The sequence below is a fragment of the Photobacterium aphoticum genome, assembly GCF_001029435.1.
GTDB classification, from domain to species: Bacteria; Pseudomonadota; Gammaproteobacteria; order Enterobacterales; family Vibrionaceae; genus Photobacterium; species Photobacterium aphoticum.
In genome coordinates, this window is sequence record NZ_LDOV01000022.1 from 16,042 (window position 1) to 41,154 (window position 25,113).

Sequence of the window (25,113 nt, forward strand, 5' to 3'; positions counted from 1 at the left end):
CCCCGAAGGAGATGCCAGTGGTTGCTGTGCCTGTTATCCCTCAATTTTATTTTTTATGGAGAGGGCAGGCACCGCGTTCTACACGTTGTTGCTATTTTTTATCTTGTGCGATGGATTAAATCGCGCTTTCTTTTAAAGATGTTGATGATTTCGCAGCAAGTTGATCAAAGAACTGGCGCGTTTCAGTGATGATCACTTCACGAAGCAGAATCAAACCAATCAAGTTTGGAATCGCCATCAGGCCGTTTACGATGTCTGCAATCAGCCAAATCATATCCAGCTTCATGAATGCACCCGCCGCAATCAGTACCAAGAAAAAGATCTTGTATGGCAGAATCGCTTTCACGCCAAATAGGTATGTCACACAGCGTTCACCGTAGTAGTTCCAGCCCAAAATTGTGGTAAAGGCAAAGAACATCAGGCCGATGGTCACCAGCATAGGGCCAAAGGTGCTTGCATGCAGACCGTTAGCAAAAGCGTAGCTTGTCATTGCCGCACCGGCAAAATCGCTCTGCCATGCACCGGTTACAACCAGCGTCAGACCTGTCATGGTACAGATGATGATGGTATCGAAGAACGTACCTGTCATTGACACCAAACCTTGTTCTACACAAGAGTCTGTTTTAGCTGCTGCCGCTGCCATTGGTGCACTACCCAGGCCAGATTCGTTCGAGAACACACCACGTGCAATACCCGATTGAATCGCCAGCATGATACCCGCACCGACGAAACCACCGGATGCCGCATGGCCTGTGAACGCAGAGCTGATCACAAGCTGGATCGCTTCTGGAATCGCGCTGTACTGAGCAATCAGTACCATTGAACACGCTACCACGTAGAAGATCGCCATGAATGGCACCACTTTACTGGCAACGCTTGAAATAGATTTCACACCGCCCAATGTGACCGTCGCAACCAAAATGGTCAGAATAATCACGGTAATTTCACGTGGGACAGAGAAGGATAGGGCTGCGGCATCCACAATCGCATTAGCTTGCGGGAAGGTACCGATACCGAAACAGGCAACACCCAGCGCAAAAACAGCGAACAGTTTAGCCAGCCATTTTTGGCCTGCGCCTTTTTCCAGGTAATACATTGGACCGCCGATCATCTGACCATTTGCGTCAGTTTCACGGTATTTCACCGCCAATAAACACTCGGCATACTTGGTTGCCATACCGAACAGGGCTGCCAGCCACATCCAGAAAAGTGCACCCGGACCACCGAGTTTGATAGCGGTAGCAACACCAACGATGTTACCCGTACCAATAGTGGCAGATAGTGCAGTACAGAGTGCGGCAAAACTAGACACATCGCCATCGGCTTTGCTGTCTTTGTCATTGCCTTTGAACAGGTACCCCAAAGCGAGTGGTAAGTAACGCAGCTGAATAAAGCCCAGACGGATCGTCAGGTAGAAGCCAGTACCTACAAGTAAAAGTAGTAGCGGGGGACCCCAAACGAGGTTATCGACGGTTTGCAAAAAGTTATGTAGTGGGTTCATTTTTCTCTTTACCTTTAAACATCAAAGGAAGAGATAAAGAACAACAGTATTACCGTTGTAATGGTGTTACAGAAAAAGTTGTATGAAACTTTCTGAGCTGTTGATCTTATCTCCTCTGTCCTTTTGCCTGAGAGTTTCACCTGCATCACGCGTAGCGATGTAGGTTTGCTCCTTCGGCGTCCGATTTAACGGATCTCTCCAGAGGCTCCTCCAACAACAGTCCATACTTTACTGCTTGCGTCTGTAAACAGAGCAATCAGTAAGGTGCCTGAAAGATTTACTCGCCATTGTCTGAAAGGGTTTCAAACGGGATGGGGAACTTACTTCTTCGGCGGGCGGTGACCAAAATGGTCTTGCCACTCTCCTGCTGTCTTCACCGGAACTCAAATTTTCCAGCACATACTAATCAATAAAAACGAGATTGTCTTCAAAAAAATGCAACGTCTTAGACTTTTTTTAGCGTATTTATTAACCACTTATTCCATTTCAAGCATCAATTATCTGAATTTACACTGATTTGTAGCACGTTACTTCTTCTTCTCTGTTGAATAAGTGTTTGTTGAATGAGGTGAAATTGCTGTGTTTTCCACCGTTTGTGATGGGGTAAGCATCGGACTCTTGGTCGTGTTGAGCCCGGCATGAATCGCATTAACCAGTTGTTGCTGGTAATCCGCCGTTGCTTCCCAGGCGAAAATGCCACCAAGCTGATGCTCACGAATATAGTGCGCTTTTGCAGTGAGAGAGCGGGTATCTTCAAATGAAATGTATTCATTACGTTGAGGATTAAAGAGCACGGCGGCTTCAGCATTCTGGTCGTAGTAGTACGTAAAACCTAATTGGGGTTTGGCCAGAAAGTGCTCCGCGATATCGCTATAAGTAAAATAGCCCGGCTCATCGAGATTCGATCCTTTTTGGATCCCACCTTCAGAATCTAAGCCTTCCATCCGCTCTGGCGTGAAGTGTTTGACACCTTGCCAGCCGCGACCATAAAACGGGGAGCCGATAATGATTTGATCCGGGCGAATGCCTTGTTGGATCAAGGACTGCACCTGCCCGGAAACCGAGAGTCCATCCGGTGTGGCAGGGGTGGCGTATAAGTTACTGTGATGGCCCACCGTGTTGCTCCAGTTACCTAGATAGTCGTAACTCATTAGGAACACATGGTTGAGCAGAGGCGTCACGGCAGGCCAGTCAATACTGCCGGTAAATTTAGGGCTGGCATTCACCGCCGCAGACAACTCGTAGTGGCGTTGCGTCTTGTTTTCTAGATAACGCAATTCTTGTTTTAGCGTTGCCAGTAATTGGGTAAAGCCCTGTTTTTCCTGCTCACGGTTATCGAGGCCTATACCGGCTAAACCGTGGCCACCAGGGTACTCCCAGTCAATTTGTACACCGGTAAAAAAGTCATATTTTTCCAGCAGGGCACGTACGCTGCGGGCGAAAACGTCTTGTGTTTCCTTGCTTTGAATAACGGAGTGGAAAGGTTCTGATAGCGTCCAGCCGCCAAAACTTGCCAGAATATTCAGCGTAGGGTGTTGCTCAGTCAGGTATTTAAGTTGACCAAAGTTACCCAAATAACTGACATTCTCTGACGTTTTACCCGGTAGTGACTTTTGGGTGGCGGCAAAGTTGTCAAATACGATAGCGGTGCCAGTGGGCTTATTTTGGCAAGCTTGAGCCATGATGCGTTGCACATTATCCGGCGAGGCGGTCACCGGCCCGCAAACCGCCAAAAAGGCGTAAATCACATGGGTAATTTTATCCGCAGGTAATTGACTCGGGGTAATGTATTGTTTGTTGTAGATTTTCCAATCAGGATAGTAAAGTGCAACAACGGGCTCATCCGTCGGATGGCTTAAAGCCATACCCGAAAACAGGGTAGAAGTTGCCAGTAGAGCGGCGCAACATGATGACCAATGCGTAGTGCGTGGTGCCATTGTTTATCCTGCAAGAGATTGAAATATCAATAGTGTTGCACAACTCGCAAAACTTGTAGCGGGGGTGTGACGCATTTTTTATTCGACAAATCAAAGCAGTGAATAATTTGTGATAGTTGATACTTTTGCTGTTAAGCAATAGGGAGGAAATCAGTCGTTTTCGGCTCATAAATCTATGGCGTTATTTTGTTTATCTTATGCCTGAACGGAGTATGCCTGTTTGGTGTTTTCATGCGCTCAATTAATTTTTCATAGAAGATTAGCGACCCAAAACAATAGATGAAATTTGAATAACAAACTGCCTAATATCTCCTTTTGTTCTAATAACGTCATCATTTTTTAATATGCGTCTAGTTTAAATGCCTGAACTGTTTGGAATAGCAGAATGAGGAGAATGTCATTACTTATTGTTGCAACAAAACATAATTCTGGATTTATTTAGGTTCATAGACGTTAATTATCAATGTGACGTCATTTTTTTGACTGCATAGTTGAGTATGAACAAAGTTGAACAAGGGGCCATTTATAGAGGTCGTTCAGGACATATCTGCGTAAAACGCATCAACCATGATGTGCAATACGTTCGCAATGCGTTAAAAGATATGCGGCAGTGATAAGGAGTGTTGTTTCACGCACTAACGCGAAAAGGTGAACGCTTGTGATATGGGTAAGTTGTAGCCATTACGATAAAGTTGCTGAGGCAAAAGAAAACCTGAAGTTGTCACATGACGTGGTGGATGTTTCACCTTTTGAGTTGCTGTCGACCATGACAGGACAAGAATTGATCTTCTTAGAAGTCATCGACTCAACTTCCAATGGTTTTGAATTATTGCGCTCTGTCAAAAGTCGCTTTCCGCAAACCAAAGTGGTGGTGGTGTATCACCGTCTAGATGCAGACCTGGCGTTAAATGTACTGCGTGCCGGGGGGGAAGATGTCATTGCGGCCAATGCGAATAAACAAGACATTGATGCATGCTTTAGTCGTTTGCACACCCACAGTGTGAAGGCCGAACCGGTGCAGGGTTTTGAGCAGCGTGAACTGTCTATCCGACCTGCACTAAAAATTATCGATGAAAACATCAGCGCACCGTTACGGGAAGAAGATTTGGCTAATGCGTGCCATTATTCACCTACCTATTTCTCTCGCTTGTTTCACAGTGTAATGGGTGTGACATTGAAGCAGTACATCATTAAAAAGCGGCTCGATTTGGCCTGTGGCTTGTTGAGTTCCGATCGGGAAAAAATTTCCCAGATTGCGCATTCCGCTGGCTTTAAAGATGTGTCGTATTTCTCACGTGTCTTTAAAAAGCATATGGGCTGCTCACCCGGGGAGTTTCGTATGCGTAAGCACAACTTAAATGCTTGATGTAAAATTAATAAATTGATGACATAAGTGATAATCTATTCTCTTCTTGCGCCAAAATATCTCCTTGAAAGTGGTGATAAATTGGCGCTTTTTTATGCCTGAAGTCAACGTGCAGCAATAACACGAAATATCTGAAAATATTCCTTTCTTTTTATTCAGGTTTTCATATAGTTGCCGATATATTTCTCGTTGTATTCCTTTTGCCTATTCGGGCGAGTGTAAACAGGCATGACCACATTTCACGATATTTTGGGGACGGACAATCAGACCCCGACGGCGGACATTAAACGCCGGTATAAGCTGCTGTCTAGCCGTTGTCATCCGGATAAAGATGGCACGAAAGCCTTGATGCAGTTGATCGCACAAGCGTATGACAAAGTGATGCACGGCAAGGGTGCAGAAGAAGCGGTGAAGACGGTGATCGTTAAGAAGGCGGTACCGAATGAAGCGTTAGTTCAGCAATATCGTCAATTGGAAGCGCAGTACAAGTTGCTGAAAATCGATAATGATACCTTGAATCAGCAACTTGAAACGGCACTGAAAAATCTGCAAAAAGCGACAGCCGCAAACACGGCGGCAGCCACTTCTGCCATGCAGACCACTTCGATGGATAATTCTGATGAAGTGCGCCAAAAGCAGGATATGGAAAGAGAGATTATCGCGCTGCGTCGTGAAAATCGTCGTTTACAAATGCAAATCGATAATGCATCACGCCGAGAGCAAGCGCAGGCAACGCGTACCTCTTCTGCGGGTCAAACGGCCTCTGCACGTTCGCTAGAGGCGGATAACGCGCCAGCGGGGGCGATTTCACCGACGATTTTGAAGCAAATTCGTGGGTTGGGGCGACAGGGCATGATCGTGAAAAGCCTGTTTGCCTTGCTCATTGTTTTGATTCTGATCTGGGGACTGACAAGCGGTGGTAATCAGTTACGGGCGCTATGGGCAAGTTTAACAGCAAATGAGTCAGTGACTGCGCCGGATATGGCCACTGTGTTGCACACGCATCCGGATGATCTTGCAGCACAACATGCCCCTAAAGTGCAGGCACCTCAAGTCGTCGCGCCAGTCGCAAAAGCTGAAGCGCCACGGATCCGTTTGCGGGATGAAAGTGGGATATGGGCGTTGTCCCAGTTTGAGAACTCCCCAGAGCCATACATCAGTGTGCGCAGTGATAAAGGTTCTTACATTGTGAAGACCTGTACAGGGGATTTCCAATACTACAAAAACATGAGTGTTCGTTCGGGACGCTTGGCGGCCAACCTGATGTTTGACCGTATGGATCGCCATTTCGAGGTGTATAACATCCCTTATGGTAATGGGTCGTTTGTGGTGAACTGGACGGACAGTAAGAGCTTGTTAATCAACAACGAATATTTCCCGAACCTGGCATTTGAAATGGCGTATTCGGATCTGCAGCAGCGCTGTATGTAACCATAAAACAGACATAAAAAAACAGGGCGACCAACGTGACACATACCGTGTCACATTGGTCGCCATTTTTGTGTCTATTAACTTTCTCTTTGCGCTCTTCTCTTTATATTAACTATCAAACTTCACTTATACCGTGGTGGCTAACTCTGTGTCAGAGGCAGTAGTGTCGAGCTTGCGGTATTTCACGATTAAGCGGAATGCCGCTGGCACGAAATAGAACGACAACAGCGTCGTGAGTGCTGTACCGCCCGCAATCGTGATCGCAAACGGTGGCCAGAAACCGCCCCCCGCGAGGATCAGCGGCATAAACCCGCCGACCGTCGTGATGGTGGTGGACGTAATATGGCGGGTACAGCTCATAACACCCGCTAAAATCGCATCCGAATCGCCTTGGCAAGCGGCTGGGCTGCTTTTCAATTCCGCTAAAATCACGATGGCCGCATTAATGGCTAACCCCACCAAGCCAAGCACTCCGATGATCACCGTGAATCCGAACGGGTAGCTGAACAGCCATACCGAGAACAATCCCAGTCCGGATGCCAGAAAGCCCACCAAAAAGATAATGGCGCTGAGGCGGAAGGAGTTGAATGAGATCACCACCACCATCACCAGCAAAGTGATCACCATGGTCAGGTTCGCCAGCAAGTTACCAACGGATTCATCACGCTCTGCGGATTCCCCCCCAAACTCCAGCGTATAGCCATAGGGCAGGGTGTGTTGGTAGTCGTTCAGTCGCGCTTGGAAGTGTTCTAGGGCGGTTTGTGGTAACACGCCTGCACGGATGTAGCCCTCGATGGCATTCACTCGAATACCATTACGGCGAGGAATTGCACCACGGCTGGGTGTCAGGCTGAGATCAGCAAGGGCAAACATAGGCATCGTATTTGCCAAACCAGCAACGTTAGGTGACGTTGTCACGGGTAACGGCAAACTGCTGAGGTGATCCATGTTCTCCCGTGCTTCATCACGCACACGAACGCGTACCGGAATAGATTCACTGGCTTCAATGATGCTGCCACTGAGCCTTCCGGTAAACGACGCTTGCAGTAAATCGGCCACATCCCGCAGTGACAAACTGTTCAAATGGCTGGCTTCTTCATTGACGTTAACATGTACTTTAGGCGTGCCGGGCTGCAACGTCTCACGGGTATGAGTGACATCCGGCGTTTGTGCCATGATGAGGCGAATTTCTTCACCAATGGTCTTCAGTTGGTCAAGGTTCGGGCCATATACGCGCACTTCCAGCGGTGCATTGAACGGCGGGCCTTGTTCCAGTTTTCGCACCAGAATTTGCGCCTGAGGCAGGCGAGTATCCAATTGCTGTTGTAATACAGGGATCAATCGATTCGCCGCTTCAAAGTCACGTACTTTTACCATGGCCTGAGCAAAGTTAGGAGTGCCTTGTTGGCGGCTGAGCAGGTTGTAATAGAACGACGGGTAGTTGCTGCCAACCAGCCAACTGATCTGCTCGACATCCTCAAATTCCGCCATGATGGCATCGACCTCCTGCGTCGCTTGCGTGGTGGCATAAATGCTGGCTTGCGGAGGCAGGAAGAGTTGTATCTCAAACATGTCGCGATCAGACGGCGGGAAAAACTGCTCAGTCAGTTGCCCTGCACCCCAAAAGCCCGCGAAGGGTAACGCACAGGCGATTAACGCCGTCAGGAAGGGATGTTTAATCGCCAGTGCGATGGATCCTTCAAAGCGACGACTGATCATCGGGATCTTAATGCCAGACTGGTACCAGCGCGAATTTTTCGCTTCGCTTGCTTTATCTCCCTGTGTTGTGTCTAACAGCCAACGGGCAGCAAAGCCTGCCACTAAGGTGTGTGAAATTAAATACGAGCCAAGCAGCGAAAAACACACGGTAATGGCAATGGCACCAACAAACTCGCCCGCAGGGCCTGGCATCAGGAAGATTGGCGCAAACGCCAACACGGTGGTGAGCGTTGAGCCCAATAACGGCACCCATAAATGTTGGATGGCCTTAATAGCCGCTTCCATTTTTGCACAGCCGACTTGTTTATAGTGAGCGATGGTATCGACCATGACGATCGCGTTATCCACCATGATCCCCAAGGCGACGATCAAACCGGTGACAGACATTTGATTGATGGGCAGGCCCGTGAATTTCATCATTGCCAGCGTCACTAAGCTGGTCAGTGGGAGTGATAACGCCACGATCAGGGCAGAGCGGCCACCTAGCGTTAAGAACAAGACAACCAGAATGATAGAAAAGCCGACCAACAAGCTGTTGTTTAACTCTGACAGCCGTGTTTCGGTATAGCCTTGCTGCTCAAAGATGATGCTTGTCGCCACATTGCTGGGGATGTCCGCATTAAATTGGGCCATCAAGGCTTTGACGCGATCGGTCCATTGATCGACCCGCAATGACGGTTGCATGCGTGCCGCGACCAATACTGTCGGGCGACCATCGATATATGCCAGCTCTGCTGCGGGGGCGGCGGCTTGTCGTTGTACGGTGGCGATGTCTTCTAAACGAATGAGATAGCCGTTGTCATCCATCGCAATGGGAACACGACGTACGCGATCTAGCGAGTCCAGCGCGTCAGACACTTCGAGCGTAAAGCGGTTTGCGCCGTTAACCAATTCACCGGCTGCGTTTTTGGCATCGGCATTATTGATTGCGTGTGAGAGGGAAATAGCCGATCGCCCCAATACGCTGGTGGCGGCGGGATCCAGCGAAACCAGAATCTCCTCATCGACCAAGCCATAGGTATCCACAAACTCTACGCCGCTGAGGTTACGCAGGCGATTACCCCACTCAATGGCGTAGCGGCGCAGCGTCAGTAAATCCGGTTCGGTATCACCTTGCCAAGTGAGTGCGGTGATCACGGTAAACGCATAGCCGTGGTCATCATCCAGTTCTGGCGTGGAGGCGCCCGGTGGCAATAAAGGCTCAACATCTGTCAGTTTGTCACGGGCTTCAGACCACACCGGTGAGGCATCGGTGATGGCATCTTTAAGCTCAATTTGGATCACGGAGATGCCCGAGCGCGACATCGACGTTAACAGTTGTACTTCGTCGAGTTGGCGTAAGCTGGTTTCGATTTTCTCGGTGATTAACGCTTCAATACGTTCCGCTGTGGCTCCAGGTAAATGGGTGATCACCGTGGCGTAGCGGTTATGGATCACCGGATCTTCCGCACGGGGTAAGGTGCTGAGGGCGGATAAGCCTGAAACAATCAGCAAGGCAACCGCCAAGATCAGCAAGCGAATATTGCTGATAACAGGAAGTAGGCTCATTGGGTGGCCTCACTCTGACTGAGATCGAGAGGCAGCGGCAGCTTTTTTACCGGCGAGACCGCTTGTCCGGGTACCAGACGGTGTAAGCCATCGGCGATGATTTTTTCATTGTGTTTAATGGCGCCTGTCACGTAAGCATGGTCACTGTTGGCATGCAGCACTTGTATGGTGCGGCGTTCAACGGTTTGTGCTGGAGCGGCCTCTGACACGCTATCGCCAGCATTATTACTGCGTAGCGCAAACACATTCCACACACCGCGAATGCCGTCTGTCATGGCTGAAAGCGGGATCCAATAACCCGCTTGATCATGTCGGTCATGAAATTGCAGATACGCCAATTCGCCATTAATGACGTTGGCATCAGCAGGTAGGGCAAAGCGAAGTTTCACCGTACGAGAGCCGCGCTCGACATTGGCTCCCGGGTTCAGTAGGGATACCGGATAGGTGGCGGTGCCAATGCGTAACGTCCAATCGGTGATGGCGGCCAACTTAGGTAATTGCTTGGCCGGTATCCCGATATGGGCTTCTTTGCGAGATGAGGCGAGCAGCGTAAAAGTGGGAGAGCCGGTATTGATCACATCACCGGTAGAGACAAAACGTTCGCTGACAATGCCGTCGTAGGGGGCGTAAATGGTCGATTTTTGTTGCTGCAACTGATTGGCCGCTAAGCTGGCAGTCAGTTGGCGGTAATTCGCTTTTAGCGCATTGCGCTGGCTACGTAAGTTATCGATTTCTGATTCCGCACTGAAGCCTTTGCTTTTTAAGGCTCGCTGGCGTTTTAAATTGGCTTCAATGAGTTCTAATTGGGCGGTGACCTGAGCTTGTCTGGCCGTCAGTTCATCTGATTGGGTTTTCAGCATTTGCGTATCAAGGGTGATCAATGGATCACCGGCAGTGACCGTGTCACCAACATCCACCCACAGTTTGGCGACCTTGCCGCCTAATTCCACCCCAAGGTTAGCTTGCTGACCCGCCTGTACCATACCGACATATTCACGCTCAACCGTATAGTGATCGGCGGCTTGCAAGGTAAAGGTATTGACCTTGAGTGTTTGGGTGGCTGTTACCGTATTGTCGGTGTCTGATTGTGAGGTGTTGCAGCCAATGAGGGGGAGTGACAGTAAAAACACTGACAACATCATGATGGGTCGAGTCAGTGAGGGTGAAGCCGCCGTGGTGTTCCTTCGCATAACGTTCTGCCTTCTTGATAAACTAGACCGTCTAGTCCATTATTTAAAAATAATACAACCAAACTGGACTGTCTAGTTTGGTTTTTATCCAAATGTTATTGCACCAACCGTTGTGTGAATAAAGGGTGATGATGTGTTAACACCAAGAAGTGCGCAAAAGCGAGAGCAAATTTTACAAGCGGCCACGGCCTTGTTTGTCGAGCAGGGCTATGGGATCAGCATGGAAGCCATTGCGGCTAAAGCGCAAGTGTCGAAACAAACCGTGTATGCCCACTTTAAAACCAAAGACGAGCTGTTTGATACATGTATTCGTGCCTGCTGTTCTGATAACCAGTTAGACATCAGTTTGATGGATGATCCGCGTTCGCCAGAGCAAGTCTTGTGTGATTTTGCCTGGCGTTTTCAGTCCATGTTGTTAACGGATGAAGCGAAAAACACGTATAAAACCGCAGTTCGGCAAAGTGAAAGTCATCCGGAACTGGCTGCCGTGTATTTACATGCCGGTCCAGAATACACCACACACATGGTGGCGGCGTACCTGACACATTTGGTGGAAAAGGGCGTATTGGTATCGCACTTGAACTGCCAGCATGCGGCATTGCAATTGCTGATGATGTTTCATGGCCGTTCGGTTTATTGGGCTTATTTGGGGCAAGAAGGGCAAGAGAGCGATGCCGAGCGCAAAGCGTATTTGGCCTCTTGCGTCGAGATGTTCCTGCATGGCTATAAAAGTGAAAAATACAAAGATAAATAACTGCTATCTTTTAAAGACGACTGTGTAGATGGAAGTTATCAGGAGTCTTTATGGGCACTGGGGTATTGCGTAATACGTGGCATCGTCATTTATCTGTGATGTTTTTCTGTTTCCTGCCGGTGCTCTTTTTGTTGTTTTACGCCTCGTCCAGCGCTGCTTCTCGTTTATCAGACATCACTGATCGCGGGGTGCTACGGGTTGGGACCACCGGTGACTGGAGCCCGATGACCATGCGTGATCCGGCCACCAATTTCTATCGCGGGTTTGATATCGACATTACCACTGAATTGGCCAAAGATTTGGGGGTGACGGTCGAGTATGTGCCGACCACGTGGAAAACGCTGGTAAATGGCGTGATCACAGAAAAATACGACATGACCGGCAGTGCATCACTGAATATGCAGCGGGCGCGCTTAGTGGGTTACAGCGATACCTACTTCTATCTGGCATTTGTGCCGGTGATTCAGAAGAATAACGTCAATCGCTTTCGTAAATGGAGTGATTTCAATTCGCCATCGGTGGTGATCACGTCCACAACCGGTACCGTGCAGCAAGCGATAGTTAAAGAGCTCCTGCCCAAATCCCGCCAACACAGCTTGGACTCACCAAGCCAAGGGTATCAGTATCTGCTGGAAAACAAGTCTACCGCTATCATTACCTCCAACATTGAAGCTGCGACATTAGTGCAGCGTTACCCGCAACTGAGTATTGCCCGCGTGGATGGCATGCGTCGACCCACGCCGATAGCCATGTTGTTACCTAAAGGCGATCAGGAGTGGATCAATTACGTTAATCATTGGATTGAACTCAAACGAGTGCAGGGCTTTTTTGATCGCATTGCGAAGAAGTGGGGATTGGTCAAATTAGAGGTGAAGTAATGGGGCGGTATGCATCCAGCCACTAAAATGATATACATCGATTTTTGAATTGCAGAACACACTATGTCTCAACCGATCAAACAGCAAATTGGCAATATCGCCCTTGTGGTGGATAACTACGACGATGCCATCGCCTTTTATACCCAGAAGCTACAATTTACCTTGGTGGAAGACACCGACTTAGGCGGCGGTAAGCGTTGGGTGCAAGTGTCTCCGCCCAATTCAAACGGCACGAATTTGCTGTTGGCACAAGCGAGCAATGACGCGCAACAACAAGCAGTGGGTAATCAAACCGGTGGTCGCGTGTTTTTGTTTCTGCAAACCAATGACTTTTGGCGTGATTATGAAGACATGAAAGCCAAAGGTGTGGTGTTCAACGAAGCGCCGCGAGAAGAAGCTTACGGCACCGTTGTGGTGTTTCAGGATCTCTACGGCAATAAATGGGATTTATTGCAACTGAAGCACACCGATTAAACGAATTCTACAAGCGTATTGAAGGTGAAAGAGGATGATGGATTTATCACAGTATCACGCACTGATTTTCGACATGGATGGCACGCTAATTGACTCTATGCCTGCGCATGTTGAAGCGTGGCGAAAAACGTGTGAGCAGTACGAAATCCCGTTTGATGCGAATTGGTTTTATGCCTTAGGGGGTTCGCCAACCATTAAAACGGCACAGGCCATTAACCATCAGTGGGAACAGCATTTTGACCCTCAGGAATTGGCGGATACCAAGTGCCAGTATTTTGAGGATCTGGATTTTAAAGGGGAGGTGATTCCCGAGACTTATCAGCTGTTGATGGCATACAAAGACACCAAGAAAATTGCTGTCGGTACCGGATGTCGGCTGATGAATGCGGAACCCTTGCTGACGGAAACCGGGATTTACCCTCACTTAGATGCCCTCGTGACGGCGGATGATGTGGAAAACCATAAACCGGATCCCGATACGTTTTTGGAAGCCGCCAAACGGGTTGGGATCGCACCCGCACAATGTTTGGTGTTTGAAGACACTTTGCTGGGTCAGCAAGCCGCGTTGGCTGCCGGTATGGACTGCATGATGGTAGAAGACGGCAAATTGGGCGTGTTGGTAAAAGCCCCAAGAGGCGGTGAGTAACGGCGATTAACGCGAATGCCCCCGTCCACTGTTGACCAAATCGTGGCGAAATAGAGACACATCCTGTCAGAACGGGTATGCTTGCACGCATTGTTGCCATACCCGATACAAATCATGAAAAATACCTCCGATTCTTCCTCTCGCTCTGCCTCGCAACGTCAGGCTTCACATCGTGACAAGCACACTGAGACTGAGCAATTTGGCTTATCTGAAACGCGCTTTTGGATCCAACGTCTGAGCAAAACCGCCATTCGTGCATTGCATATTTTGGGTATCGCAGGCAGTGCGGGCGGTATTTTATACGGTGTCGATAAATCATTGTGGATTCACTGGTGGATCATGGCGATGGTGACCGGTGTGCTGATGACGCTGGTGGAAATTCGCCAATCCCGTTTGTGGCTGATTCAATTAAAAGGTGTGCTGACTTATGTGAAACTGGCCTTGATCGGCAGTTTTTATTGGTTGCCCGCGCACAAACCCGCGTTGTTTATCACGGTATTGCTGATGTCAGTGATTATTGCCCACGGGCCTGCCGGGTTGCGTCATTATTCGGTGTGGCATCGCCGCCGTATTGATGACAAGCCGGGCAAGAAGCGTCGCATGAATGGCTAATCTTTATCTTTGCCTTTATCCGCATCTTCACTTTCGCGCTATAGGTGCGTTCTGATAAGTGCTGGTAAGCACGGTTCGCTCAGGGTTCAGTAAAGCCTGCAAAAGTAAGAAAAGTCACGAATAAAGACAAAAACGCCGTATTCCTACATCAAATTTATGCATACGCACTACACTGATAAATAGGCAGAAACTTTGTTGTTCGGTGTAAGGCGGTAGCGATGAAACAATGGATAGTGATTATTTTGTCTTTATTGGCTGTAGGCTGTAGCAAGTCGGTAGACGAGCGTGCGGATGATTACGTTGAAGCCAGTTTTACCTTATGTGGCTCTGACGTGAAATCTTATTCACAAGGTGACGATGGTAAAATTCGCGTCCGTTGTGAAAACAACAGCTACTTCACGGTAAAAGACCAAGCGACACTGGCGTATATGCACGAACTGAATGGGGCGTATTGTGAAGGGGAAGGGTTTGAATCCTTTAATGAGCGCCAACGCTATTTCACGTTTGTCTGTAATGGTGAGAAGCGGTTTAACATCCCGAAATAGCACACGAAAACATCTTAAAAAAGGCCACCTGTCGCTCAGCGAAAGGTGGCCATTTTTTAGTGCATTGTTAGCCATTCAGAACATATGCGTAAGAGTACGTGAGTCAGCTTATTCTTCGGCTTTATAGCCAGGGGCTAACATGGCGCTGGTTACTTGGTACAGTGCTTGCGGATTATTCAGTGCCAGCTGGTAGCCCACATATTCATTTAAGCAACCGTCTTGGCTGCAATCCACTTCCCACTTACGCAATAAATAGCCCGCTAATGCTGCACGGGATTCAATCACTAACTTGCCGTCCTGCATTTCGTAATCCAGCTCAATGGCTTGTGGATTATGCAGCTTAGGGTGGGGGATCAGCTCTAGCTCAATGTATTTTTGCCACTGACGATCCGCTTCGATGCTTTCATGGGTATCTGGCGACTGTTCAATAATGCGCGCAGACAAGACACGGTTACACACCACATCCATGAACTGGTTGTTCTTACGGTCAAAGGCACGGACGTGCCAGCGTTTACTGGTATCCACCAAACTGTGTGGCGCGATCACGCGGGTACTTTGGCCGCTGGACGCCGACATGTAATCGATCTCAATCAGACGGTTGCGGTAGATCCCTTCACAGAGTACCGCCATCACGGGTGTGCGTGGCACGGTTAATGAAATCGGGGTCTCACAGTTAATCGGGAAGGCCTGATGACCGGCAAAGCCATCACCGTAACCCAGTGAAATGGTGGCTAAGGTTTTGTGTAAATCCAGCGTGAACAGTGGCTGAAATTCTGGCTGTTTAAAGTACTTTTTTGAGCGCATGTCTAACTTCAGGTTGTCAGGCATCAACTCTTTATACAGGGCTAAGTCGCGGGTTGTCGCAGCATGACCGACAGCAAAACGATCAATCAAATCCTTACGGGTGACTTCCCCGAAAAAATACAAAGCAAAGTCAATGAATGCGAGGCGCTCACGCTGTGCAGAACCAATTGCATTCAACTTGTTCGCAATGTCGGCACTGATGTCCGTAGAATGGTTGTCGTTGTGAAGAGTCATGGTTATTTATCCAGTACTTTTGGTTGCCCTTAATATATACCGAAAAGCAGTAGATGCAAGTCCAATTCATGGTTCATTCTGTCTTTGTCTCTTCTTTTATGCCATCTTTGATCAACAAATTATGAGATAGCTATCCTCATTATCAGTATTTGAGTGATTTTTGTACGATGGTAAACAGTGTTCAATAAAAAACGTAGACGCAGAGTTCAACTGCTTGTTTTGCGAGCGAAAAAAGAAGATTTTGCGGGTGAGTTTTTGCTATGAATATGGAAAATAGGCCGCCGCCATAGACATGCATTTTTGAGTTATGTTCAAGAGGCATAGGTTCTGTTGAGACAAAAGGGATGAACGCATTGGAATTAACAGATAAGCAGTTATGCATAGCCTATGAGGGGTTGGTACAAGGCGCGGTGTGTTTAGACGAGCATCTGCTTCAAGGTGTGTGGGTCTATGTGGAAAGCGCTATGCTGGCCCGAAATATTGCCCGTGAAACCTATTTACGGATTGAACATCTGCAAAGCCCGCAGTGTTATGTGCGTATGAGTTCGCTGATGCCCATTGATTTTTTCGGTACCAATGACAATCCGAAGAATGACTCACCATGCCGAGATGCGAACTTTAAGCCGATCGTGTTGAAAGTGTGTGAGTTGATCCCACATGAGGATGCCTATCCGGAACAACGCTGGCATATCCAGCGCGTGTTTACCGCGTGTGAAGTGGCAAGCGCCATAGAGGCATTATTGGTATTGCTGGCCGATACACAACAGTTTCCCAGCTGTTCCGTCTGCGAACAGCGTTATCCGAGGAGCTTCTTAGACAGTGATCGGATCTGTGAAGACTGTTGTTATGAATTACTGGGTGGCGAGTAGTTAATGGCCTATCGCGCCCGTTGAACGCGGTGCGTATTATTTTTGTTGCATAAAGTTGCCCTTGGACGTGTTCCGAGGGCTTTTTATTTTATGCTTTACAGATATCAAGGTCGGCGTATATTGAGTTGCACATCATCATGTTGGAGGTCAGTTGATGATCCATGCATTCACTCGTTATTTTCAAACCAAGTTTCCTCACCATATTCGTCATATCCACTATACCGTGATGTTCATCGCTCTTGCTCAATTACTATTGAGCAATGGGATGCACATTAATAAGCAAGGTGTAATACGAGATACCGCCGTGGCCCAGTTTTCCACATGGGCACATATTGGCTTTGGCTGTGTATTTTTACTGTTGATCATTGCGTTTACGCTGGTGGAATTACGTACCCACGGTTTTCGGTATTTTTATCCTTATTTATGGGGAGATTGGCGACAAATTCAGTCTGACATTGCCCAGCTTCGGCAGCGAAAACTGCCGGATGCTAAGCCTCAGGGGTTAGCGGCCTGTGTGCAAGGACTCGGGCTGGGCGCAGGGTTATTGGTTGCCGCCTCTGGGGCCATTTGGCTCGGACTGTGGTTAACGGACAGTGCTCTTGCTCATGAAGCGAAAGATCTGCACAAAATGCTGACCGGATTGATCGAAGCCTACATCGTGGGTCACGGTGGATTAGGTTTGCTGCATATTTATCTATCAAGCAAAAAGCACGGCCAACTTGATGAAAAATAGATAAATAACAGATAGATAAATAAACAGATAAACACATAAGCAATACACCGATAAAAAATGCCCCCGTGACCAAAGGTGACGGGGGGCATTGTGTTAAGACGCTCGACAGGATTACTTGTCTTGAGTGGGGGCTTGTACCTGACGACGTTCAATCACTGGCGTTAAACCAATGGCAGCAATCACCATGACGACGGCACAGATGGCTAACCCGAATAATAGGGTGTAAACAAAAGTCATAGCATGTCTCCGTTAAGCAGGCTGTAAGATTTTTGGCATCGATTCTGTGTGCTTCGCTGGCACCACAAAGTAGACGATGACTGCGACCACGAACCCTGCCACACCCGCATCAATCTCCCATGGTTGGCCCATGATCAACCAGGTTAATGACATCAGGCTACCGATAATGGACGAAGCCACAACGGCGTAGATTTTCTCCGAGCGGTAATGACGGCTGACGCCAAGTGCAATAGGGAGGACCGCTGCCGGTGCCCACATGGCGTAGGAATAAAGCAGTAGATCAATCACACTTGGGATCTGGATGGCTAAGAAGCAGGCAATCAGGCTGATGGCCAGTGTTGCGCCACGGCCAATCTTGAGCAGTCCTGCCGAGGTGATTTCTTGTTTCTTGCTTAAACGCTCATAGAAATCCTTGGTGGCGATGATGGAGCAGCAACTCAGGATTGCCCCACATGACGAGATGATGCAGGCCAGAATGGCGGCGGCTACTAAGCCAACCAAAGGTGCCGGTAGCAATGCCCCAGCCAAATCGACCAATGCCGTTTCTCCATTGACGTTGGGAATTTCCACGTAAGCAATGAAGCCAATGGTTACCATGGTGATTGGCAGGAAGAAGATCATGAATAAACCTGCACCTGTCACACCGTATTTTGCGTTCTTCTCATCTTTGGCTGAATACATGCGTTGTACAAAGTACGGTGCAAGTAATTCACCTAAGAAGAAGGCGGCAAAGACGCTGATGAGTTTTGGTACTGACCATGTCCCCGTCCAACCGGTGAAATCTTGAGGTAAGCGTTCTAGAAGCGGACCATAGCCACCGACCTGATATAAGCCATAAATACACATCCCTAAGAAAACACAAACCAGCAGTAAGAATTGGAATACATCCACTCGCATAATGCTGGTCATGCCGCCCAGAGAGGTATAGGCGACCACAACGACTAAGCCGATGCAGATACCAACGGTTGCATTGATCCCCAGAACGGACTGGAAGATATTACCGATGGCTGCAAACTGTGCCGCGACAATGCCCATGCAAAATACAAACGAGACAATCCCAATCCAATAGCGTGAAAACGTGCCGTACTTATGGGCGAAGAAATCGCCAATGGTCGAAAATTTCAACCCTCGTAGTTTTGGCGCGATATACATGCCAGAGTAAACCAAGCTTAAATACCATGCACAGGCCGCTAAGCCGATCCCTGCGCCGATGGTGGTTGCCTTTGATACCGTACCGATAGACGCACCACCACCAATCATGGACGTGGCGCTGGATGCCAATAAAATGGGCCAAGCAATGTTACGTCCTGCCACTGCGAAGTCATCCATATTGGAGACTTTCTGTGAGTAGTAGTAGCCAATGCCGACGAGTATCATCAGATACACGACGATGACAAAAATAGCAGAGTTCATCCTGTTCTCCTTACATCACAGATATTATGCGTGCAGCGACTCCATCGCTTCCACATCGTAGACTTCACCAAAGAACACCACATACACGCCGGGGGCGGAGCATTTAGCGGCCATGATAGAGGCGCCCAGATTGAAAGCGGCGTCATTGAGGCTGAAGCCTTCCAGTGGCCACATGGCACCGGTGAACACCACGGTATGACGGTTGTTATCACCCAGCATGGCTTTGAGTTTGCGGGCGCTGTCAAACACGGTGAAAGTACCGTGCGTGATCACATGGGCGCGGCTGTCATTCGTCAGAATGGACTGATAGATGCTGCTAAGATCGTGCTCGTCAATCTCTCGGCTGTCTTTGCAGCAAATAGGGGTGTGCTGCAGCTTGTTGTCATCCAGACGAATATACTTTTTCAAGTACGCCGGAATCGGACTTTCCGAGAGCGGAAAAACGGTACAGGCATCGATATCGTAATACGAGTCGATGGTGCCACCGGTGGTGATCAGGTGGACTTTTTGTGCGCTTGTCGAATGGGTAGGGTACATAGTCAGGCCTGTTAGTGTTTTATTATTGTTGAAATAGGCGTAGTGCGAAGCTGGCTAAGATTCTCGTACAAGCTAGCCGTGCGTGTTTCACCCAACATCGGGGTCACACACTGGAAGAACTTGTGGGCGATATCTTGCTCAGACAACGGTTTTTCCGGGTTGCCTTTGGCTAAGTCATTGGCAAAGTGCAATGTCTTACCGTCTTTGGTGGTAATAGCCAATTTTGCTGGTGCGGTACCAATAAAACCGAGCTTAGCCAGTTCCGGATCAATCTCCATATGAATACGGCGGATCCAATCCTGAATCGTCTCATCCTGTACGGCTTGATCGGTAAACTGTGACAGACCCACTTGACCATAATGCAGGCGTGCGGCCAGTGCATATTGCATTGAGAATTTCGCTTCAATGGCGTTAGTCGGGGCATTGCAGACCAGTTCACGCGGGCCAAGTAAGCTGACACCCACGTCAATGCGTTCAATGTTATCGGCCTGAATACCGTGGTGTTCGATAGCATCCGTCAAACAGTCAATCGCTGGGTGAGAGCCGCTGCAGCACGGGTATTGTTTGAACACGACGCCCGGGGTGAGGATGTCCCATTCTGTCATGCTGGCTACCGAAGGAGCATCCAGCGTCAGGCCAGTAAAACACGCGGCAAAGCCATCGGCATTTTCCAGCACATCGATACGACCGGTGACACCCAATTGCGCCAATTCCAGCGCATTGATGCCATTAAAGGCGGCCATACCCGCATGCAGGGCTTTGGTCTGGCTGCCAAAGTTGCCGCGTACGCCAGATGCCATGGAGGCCGCAATCGCCAATGCATGGCTTAACGTGTGAGCATTGACCTTCAGCACTTTTGCTGCCGCAATCACGGCACCGAAAATGCCAATCACCGGTGTGGTGTGCCAACCTTGTTCAGACAGGTTAGGCATCAGCAGGCGGGCAATTTTGTGTTGTCCTTCAATGGCCGTCACGTAGGCCAGCAGCGCTTCATCACCGAGCAGAGCCTCATCACCCAGAAGGTCTTGATTCAGCATCACGCTTTCTGCCGCCGCCATGACCGCTGGGGCAATGGTGACCGTAGGGTGACCAATGGTTGCCCAGCTGACATCATCAAAATCTAAGGCGTGAGAGGCCACACCATTGGCATACGCGGCGTAGGCCATGCTGGCGGTTTGTTCGGTGCCCAGAATACGACATGGTCCCTGTGTCACGCGGCCGCCGACGAACGCCTGAATGTTTTTTGATACGGGCATGTCACTGCCCGGGATTGTCACGGCGAAGTAATCAATCATCGCCGTTTGTGCCACGTCTAACGCTTCCGTGGGAATCGCATCTAACGTCAAGTCACAGCACCATTGCGCCAGTTGGGCTAAAAACGGTTGGTGTGTGCGGGTACTCTCTGCGCTGGTATTCTGTGTGTTGGTATTCATCGATGTGCTCATTGTTGTTCTTCCTGGTAACGGCGAATAGCAGCCGCACTTTTCGCAGGATCCGTCATTACCATTGGGTCCAGCAGGTAATCGGCTTGTTCTGGTGTCAGGATACCTTGCTCCAGCACCACATCACGTACGCGCTTGTTCTGATCAAATGCTGCGCTTGCCACCTGACAACCCACTTTGTAGCCAAACAGAGAGGCAATCACTGTTGCTAGCGCGGTACTTTTCTCTGCGTATTCACGGGCGACGTCAACGTTAGGTTCGATATCCGCAATACATTTCTCGATAAACAGTGGCAGGGTATTGGTCAGCAACTGGATAGATTCAAACAGGGATTTGATGATCACCGGTTCCCATACGTTCAAATCCAATTCGCCGCCTTCTACAGCCATGGTGATAGCCGTATCGTTACCAATGATTTGATAGGCGATTTGGTTAACCAGCTCTGGCATTACAGGGTTGATCTTACCCGGCATGATAGAAGAGCCCGGCTGCACGGCTGGCAGGATCAGTTCATTGAAACCGGCGCGAGGGCCAGAGCTTTGAATGCGGAAGTCGGTCGCCATTTTTGACAGGAACACCGCCAGCTTTTTCACCTGCGCTGCGACTTCTAAGTAACCGTCACCGTTTTGCAGGCCATCGAAGAAGTTTTCTTCTGCCACATACGGGGTGTCAGTCAATGCTTGCAGCTCTTCGTACACACGGTCTAAATAACCTTCGTGGGTAGACAGCCCCGTACCCACAGCCGTTGCGCCCAAAGGCAGTTCTAAGTTGCCACGGTTAGCAGTGATCAGCGCTTGGTGCAGGCGTTTAACCTGGTGGTAGTAACCGCTGAACTGCTGGCCAAACGTCATTGGTACGGCATCTTGCAAACAGGTGCGCGCCAGCTTCACGATGTCGGCAAAGTCTTCGGTTTTTTGTGCCAGTACCGCTTCCAGTTTAGCGACTTCATCAATTAGCCCGTTGACCGCTTGGTAGCTGGTCACTTTCATCGCCGCTGGGATCACGTCGTTGGTGGACTGACCCATGTTCACGTGCGTATTCGGGTGTACCGCATCGTAGCCTTTTTGCCCGGTTAAGATTTCATTGGCACGGTTAGCCAGTACTTCATTCATGTTCATGTTGGAAGAGGTGCCGCCACCGCCCTGGAACACATCAATCGGGAATTGATCGGCGAATTTGCCGGCAATCACTTCTTCACACGCCTGTACAATCGCATCTGCTTGGGCTTTATCCAGTGCCCCAATCGCGTGGTTGGCTTTGGCGGCGGCTTGCTTGAGTACCGCGATAGAAGCAATGTAGTAAGGCACATCTGAGGCAAGTCGGCCTGAAACCGCAAAATTCAGTCTGGCGCGCTCGGTTTGAATGCCGTAGTACACCGCATCATCCATTGCCATTTCGCCTAAAAAGTCAGTTTCGATACGCATAGTGTTTGTTCCTGATAATCTGATAATTAACGTTGTTGGCACACAATGTAGTGAATTTATCGAAACGAAAATGGGAGCTTGATCGCCTACCGATCAGTAGGAATTATCGTAATATTCTCTAGTAGTTTTTCTAATAGTGTTGGGCCATGAAAAAGTTTAATTTCGATTTACGCCACCTGAAAGCCTTGATTGCGGTGATAGATACGGGGTCGTTCAGTGCAGCGGCTGAGCAGTTATCACAAACACAATCGGCAGTGTCACAGCTCGTTTCAAACATAGAAAACAACTTAAACACCCAGTTGCTGGATCGCAGCAAACGCCCGATAAGACCGACGCTGGCAGGGCATGAACTGTATGAATTTGGGGCAAAATTCATCGCGGAGAGTAAACGTGCGGAAGAGCGGATCCATGCCTTAGACAATCACCAAATGATGCGTTTACGGGTGGGCATGATTGATTCGCTGGTCAATGTGATTGGTTTGGATCTGTTCCAATTTCTTGAGCCGCGAGTGAATCACGTGAGTTTGGTAACGGGTTTAGCCCCGTCGCTATTAGAAAAACTGAAGCTCGGCGATCTGGATATTATCCTGACTATGAATCACCTTGAGCCGTCCCGCAACATCACGATCACGCCGATCCTGACAGAGAAATATTTGGCGATTATGCCGAAGTCGTGGCCAGAGCAATCCCTCAAGTCCCTTTGTAATAACGAACACTATATTTCTTATACCAGCGCCTCACCGACAGGGTCGCAAACACTCGATTGGTTCAAGTGGCGCAAGCTCAATCCTGCCACGCGTTTTGAAACCTCGCGGGCTGATACCGTATTAGAGCTGATTGATGCAGGTTTAGGCTGGACGTTAGCGACGCCGGTCTTTTTAGCCCATAACATGGCGATGCTGGATAACATTCAGGTGATGCCGTTACCGGAGCCGGGATTGAGCCGAAGCTTGGCGATTGCGACACGGGGCCATGAATTAGAAAGCTTCTCGCTATTGCTGGCTGATGAGATGAAAAGCATCATTGCGAAGAAATTTGAGGGCTTCCTGCCCGAGAGTTGGAAATTATTGTGATCACGATCTGCTTTTAAATCGGTGAAATAAAGCGGTATCGCTCCCACTATTCAACATTTTTTTACTTTAAATACGCCATAATTTGCAGAGCAGTAGATAATTATCTTAGATAGACGTTTTGATTAGCGTTCAGGTGCTGAGGGCACACAACTCTTTTGGGGATACAACCGAAGGGGGCCCGAGCAACACCTGAAAAGTAAAAGAGGTATGCGATGGTGGGTAGTGACATCGAATTGTCTTATCGGGTACCTGACGATATGCAATCACAAGTGATCATCAGTATTGTACTCGGTTTTGCCACGGATCCGGCGATGCGTTGGTGCTGGCCGGATAACGATGTGTACATTAACACGATGCCAAAATGGACGATGGCCAGTGGGGGAAAAGCCTTTGCCGCTGGGACGGCGCTTTACCATAACGGTTGTGGGGCATTGTGGCTGCCGCCGGGTGTGACGCCGGACGAGCCGATGATGGAATCGTTGATCACTGAAACGATCAATCCCGACTTGCATGATACGCTGGCGTTGCTGGGCGAGAAACTGACCCCGTATCAGCCTCATCGTCAACATTGGTATTTACCGCTTATTGGCGCGGAAAGTACGGCACGCGGGCAGGGCGCGGGAACGGCGTTGATGGAAAGCGTCACACGAGTGTGTGATGAGCAGATGCAGCTGGCGTACCTGATGTGCTCAAACCCGATGAATGTGGGGTTTTATCAACGACAAGGGTTCGAGGTGATGGATGAAGTGCGCGTGAAAGACTTCCCGTTAATGATCCCGATGGTGCGTTTGCCGAAAAAGCGACATCGATAAAATGCGACACAGACAAAAAAGCACAACAAGGCGTTGTGCTTTTTGCGTTTTACAGGCATGTAGCGGCTGATTAGCAGTCTAGCGCCATCAACTCTGTCACATCCGTGCCCGGTGCCACGATTTTGCGTTCTTGATTCAAACGGAACCAATGCAGCGGTTTCTCGTTCGCCGATTCATACGTCATGGTCTCGCCAGAAACGGCCAGCCATGAACCTTCCGGAATACCGATCACGGATTGATGCGGGTTCACAATCAGGAACTCTTCAATACGCTCGTCACGGGTTTCCCCCATGTGGCCTTCAATGGTCGCATCAATGTAGTGCGCATTGATTTGGAACGGCACAAAGCCCAACGATGGCGTAATCGCCGCGCTGACAATGCACATGTCGTTGGTGGTGCGAATGGTTGGTGCACTGATCACGCTACCTGCACTCCAGCCGATGTAAGCCACACCGCGCTGCATAACGGCTTGTTGGATTGGGCCAATCAGTCCTTGGTCGTGCAGGGTTTTGTTCAATACCCAAGTATTGCCGCCGCTGACAATAATGGCATCTGCCTGGCGAATGGCTTCAACTGGGTCTTCGGCACGGTGCAGGCCAGTAACGTTAACGTCTAGATGACTCAGGCTCTCTGCGACCATCGCGGTACGATCGTCATGGCTGCCACGGATCACCGCATACGGGATCACCACAACATTTTTTACGTTTTTACGGGTTAACAACTCGGTAATTGCAGGCAGGGCAAATTCCATCACCTTGGTGTTGCCAGCGACTTTGCCATTGCTCAGAAGTAAGAGATCCATCATCTATTCTCTTGTTGGGAAAAACCAGTGCCTGCATCCTAGCGCAAGTTCTCTGTCAGAAAGGTGAATGGCAGCACAAAAATTCGCAACATGTTGCTGTAACAGTGTGAGTGGTCGTGTTTTGAACGCTTT

General features: G+C 49.1%; 23 protein-coding genes and 2 riboswitches. Of the genes, 12 read left to right on the forward strand and 11 right to left on the reverse strand.

Features of this window, described 5'->3' with window-relative positions:
- Nucleotides 1–115: 115 nt before the first annotated feature.
- Together ABT58_RS12010 and ABT58_RS12015 are read right to left on the reverse strand one after the other, a co-directional pair.
- Nucleotides 116–1,501 carry an alanine/glycine:cation symporter family protein gene (locus ABT58_RS12010; protein WP_047874659.1) on the reverse strand — a complete coding sequence of 462 codons (1,386 nt, stop codon included), beginning with the start codon at nucleotides 1,499–1,501 and terminating at the stop codon, nucleotides 116–118.
- Between the two features lie 105 nt (nucleotides 1,502–1,606).
- Nucleotides 1,607–1,713, reverse strand: a riboswitch (glycine riboswitch).
- Between the two features lie 35 nt (nucleotides 1,714–1,748).
- Nucleotides 1,749–1,878, reverse strand: a riboswitch (glycine riboswitch).
- A 150-nt stretch (nucleotides 1,879–2,028) separates the two neighbouring features.
- Nucleotides 2,029–3,438, reverse strand: a complete 1,410-nt coding sequence (locus tag ABT58_RS12015) for a glycoside hydrolase family 18 protein (RefSeq protein WP_082211084.1) — start codon at nucleotides 3,436–3,438, stop codon at nucleotides 2,029–2,031.
- A 658-nt stretch (nucleotides 3,439–4,096) separates the two neighbouring features.
- Between ABT58_RS12015 and ABT58_RS12020 the strand changes: the two genes are divergently transcribed.
- Complete coding sequence (locus ABT58_RS12020) at nucleotides 4,097–4,804, forward strand: response regulator transcription factor (RefSeq protein ID WP_047874660.1); 708 nt, start codon at nucleotides 4,097–4,099, stop codon at nucleotides 4,802–4,804.
- 228 nt (nucleotides 4,805–5,032) lie between these two features.
- On the forward strand, nucleotides 5,033–6,235 hold the full coding sequence (locus ABT58_RS12025) for a J domain-containing protein (RefSeq protein ID WP_047874661.1): 1,203 nt from the start codon (nucleotides 5,033–5,035) through the stop codon (nucleotides 6,233–6,235).
- Nucleotides 6,236–6,361: 126 nt separating this feature from the next.
- Here the strand turns inward: ABT58_RS12025 and ABT58_RS12030 are convergent, their stop codons facing one another.
- Entirely contained in the window at nucleotides 6,362–9,502 is a 3,141-nt protein-coding gene (locus ABT58_RS12030) for an efflux RND transporter permease subunit (protein WP_047874662.1), read from the reverse strand.
- Complete coding sequence (locus ABT58_RS12035; protein ID WP_047874663.1) at nucleotides 9,499–10,692, reverse strand: efflux RND transporter periplasmic adaptor subunit; 1,194 nt, start codon at nucleotides 10,690–10,692, stop codon at nucleotides 9,499–9,501. Before ABT58_RS12035 ends, ABT58_RS12030 begins: the two co-directional genes overlap by 4 nt.
- A 133-nt stretch (nucleotides 10,693–10,825) precedes the next feature.
- On the opposite strand from ABT58_RS12035, the gene ABT58_RS12040 reads away from it, so the two are divergent.
- The 6 genes from ABT58_RS12040 (at nucleotide 10,826) to ABT58_RS12065 (ending at nucleotide 14,601) form a co-directional block, all read left to right on the forward strand.
- Nucleotides 10,826–11,446, forward strand: a complete 621-nt coding sequence (locus ABT58_RS12040) for a TetR/AcrR family transcriptional regulator (protein ID WP_047874664.1) — start codon at nucleotides 10,826–10,828, stop codon at nucleotides 11,444–11,446.
- Nucleotides 11,447–11,544: 98 nt separating this feature from the next.
- Complete coding sequence (locus ABT58_RS12045) at nucleotides 11,545–12,324, forward strand: transporter substrate-binding domain-containing protein (protein ID WP_047874824.1); 780 nt, start codon at nucleotides 11,545–11,547, stop codon at nucleotides 12,322–12,324.
- 63 nt (nucleotides 12,325–12,387) lie between these two features.
- Complete coding sequence (locus ABT58_RS12050) at nucleotides 12,388–12,798, forward strand: VOC family protein (RefSeq protein WP_047874665.1); 411 nt, start codon at nucleotides 12,388–12,390, stop codon at nucleotides 12,796–12,798.
- A 37-nt stretch (nucleotides 12,799–12,835) separates the two neighbouring features.
- On the forward strand, nucleotides 12,836–13,444 hold the full coding sequence (locus ABT58_RS12055) for an HAD family hydrolase (protein WP_047874825.1): 609 nt from the start codon (nucleotides 12,836–12,838) through the stop codon (nucleotides 13,442–13,444).
- Nucleotides 13,445–13,558: 114 nt separating this feature from the next.
- Nucleotides 13,559–14,056 carry a hypothetical protein gene (locus ABT58_RS12060; protein ID WP_229821650.1) on the forward strand — a complete coding sequence of 166 codons (498 nt, stop codon included), beginning with the start codon at nucleotides 13,559–13,561 and terminating at the stop codon, nucleotides 14,054–14,056.
- 218 nt (nucleotides 14,057–14,274) lie between these two features.
- Nucleotides 14,275–14,601, forward strand: a complete 327-nt coding sequence (locus ABT58_RS12065; RefSeq protein ID WP_047874666.1) for a hypothetical protein — start codon at nucleotides 14,275–14,277, stop codon at nucleotides 14,599–14,601.
- A 108-nt stretch (nucleotides 14,602–14,709) separates the two neighbouring features.
- Here the strand turns inward: ABT58_RS12065 and ABT58_RS12070 are convergent, their stop codons facing one another.
- On the reverse strand, nucleotides 14,710–15,639 hold the full coding sequence (locus ABT58_RS12070; RefSeq protein ID WP_047874667.1) for a WYL domain-containing protein: 930 nt from the start codon (nucleotides 15,637–15,639) through the stop codon (nucleotides 14,710–14,712).
- Between the two features lie 353 nt (nucleotides 15,640–15,992).
- On the opposite strand from ABT58_RS12070, the gene ABT58_RS12075 reads away from it, so the two are divergent.
- Together ABT58_RS12075 and ABT58_RS12080 are read left to right on the forward strand one after the other, a co-directional pair.
- Complete coding sequence (locus ABT58_RS12075; RefSeq protein ID WP_146147179.1) at nucleotides 15,993–16,508, forward strand: hypothetical protein; 516 nt, start codon at nucleotides 15,993–15,995, stop codon at nucleotides 16,506–16,508.
- Between the two features lie 154 nt (nucleotides 16,509–16,662).
- Nucleotides 16,663–17,241, forward strand: a complete 579-nt coding sequence (locus ABT58_RS12080) for a cytochrome b/b6 domain-containing protein (RefSeq protein WP_047874669.1) — start codon at nucleotides 16,663–16,665, stop codon at nucleotides 17,239–17,241.
- A gap of 111 nt (nucleotides 17,242–17,352) precedes the next feature.
- On the opposite strand, the gene ABT58_RS24485 is transcribed toward ABT58_RS12080, so the two are convergent.
- Genes ABT58_RS24485 through ABT58_RS12100 form a run of 5 tightly spaced genes read right to left on the reverse strand, consistent with a single transcriptional unit; the run spans nucleotide 17,353 to nucleotide 22,294 of the window.
- Nucleotides 17,353–17,478 carry a hypothetical protein gene (locus ABT58_RS24485; RefSeq protein ID WP_268248398.1) on the reverse strand — a complete coding sequence of 42 codons (126 nt, stop codon included), beginning with the start codon at nucleotides 17,476–17,478 and terminating at the stop codon, nucleotides 17,353–17,355.
- Between the two features lie 12 nt (nucleotides 17,479–17,490).
- Nucleotides 17,491–18,891, reverse strand: a complete 1,401-nt coding sequence (locus ABT58_RS12085; RefSeq protein WP_047874670.1) for a sodium:solute symporter family protein — start codon at nucleotides 18,889–18,891, stop codon at nucleotides 17,491–17,493.
- A gap of 24 nt (nucleotides 18,892–18,915) precedes the next feature.
- Complete coding sequence (locus ABT58_RS12090) at nucleotides 18,916–19,428, reverse strand: asparaginase domain-containing protein (protein WP_047874671.1); 513 nt, start codon at nucleotides 19,426–19,428, stop codon at nucleotides 18,916–18,918.
- Nucleotides 19,429–19,439: 11 nt separating this feature from the next.
- Nucleotides 19,440–20,861, reverse strand: coding sequence for an MmgE/PrpD family protein (locus tag ABT58_RS12095; protein WP_053063069.1), 1,422 nt, complete (start codon nucleotides 20,859–20,861; stop codon nucleotides 19,440–19,442).
- 8 nt (nucleotides 20,862–20,869) lie between these two features.
- On the reverse strand, nucleotides 20,870–22,294 hold the full coding sequence (locus ABT58_RS12100; RefSeq protein ID WP_047874672.1) for an aspartate ammonia-lyase: 1,425 nt from the start codon (nucleotides 22,292–22,294) through the stop codon (nucleotides 20,870–20,872).
- 146 nt (nucleotides 22,295–22,440) lie between these two features.
- On the opposite strand from ABT58_RS12100, the gene ABT58_RS12105 reads away from it, so the two are divergent.
- Entirely contained in the window at nucleotides 22,441–23,367 is a 927-nt protein-coding gene (locus tag ABT58_RS12105; protein ID WP_047874673.1) for a LysR family transcriptional regulator, read from the forward strand.
- A 212-nt stretch (nucleotides 23,368–23,579) separates the two neighbouring features.
- Nucleotides 23,580–24,179, forward strand: a complete 600-nt coding sequence (locus ABT58_RS12110) for a GNAT family N-acetyltransferase (protein WP_047874674.1) — start codon at nucleotides 23,580–23,582, stop codon at nucleotides 24,177–24,179.
- A gap of 70 nt (nucleotides 24,180–24,249) precedes the next feature.
- Here ABT58_RS12110 and pepE read toward each other — a convergent pair whose 3' ends face one another.
- Nucleotides 24,250–24,981, reverse strand: a complete 732-nt coding sequence (gene pepE, locus ABT58_RS12115) for a dipeptidase PepE (protein ID WP_047874828.1) — start codon at nucleotides 24,979–24,981, stop codon at nucleotides 24,250–24,252.
- Nucleotides 24,982–25,113 lie beyond the last annotated feature (132 nt).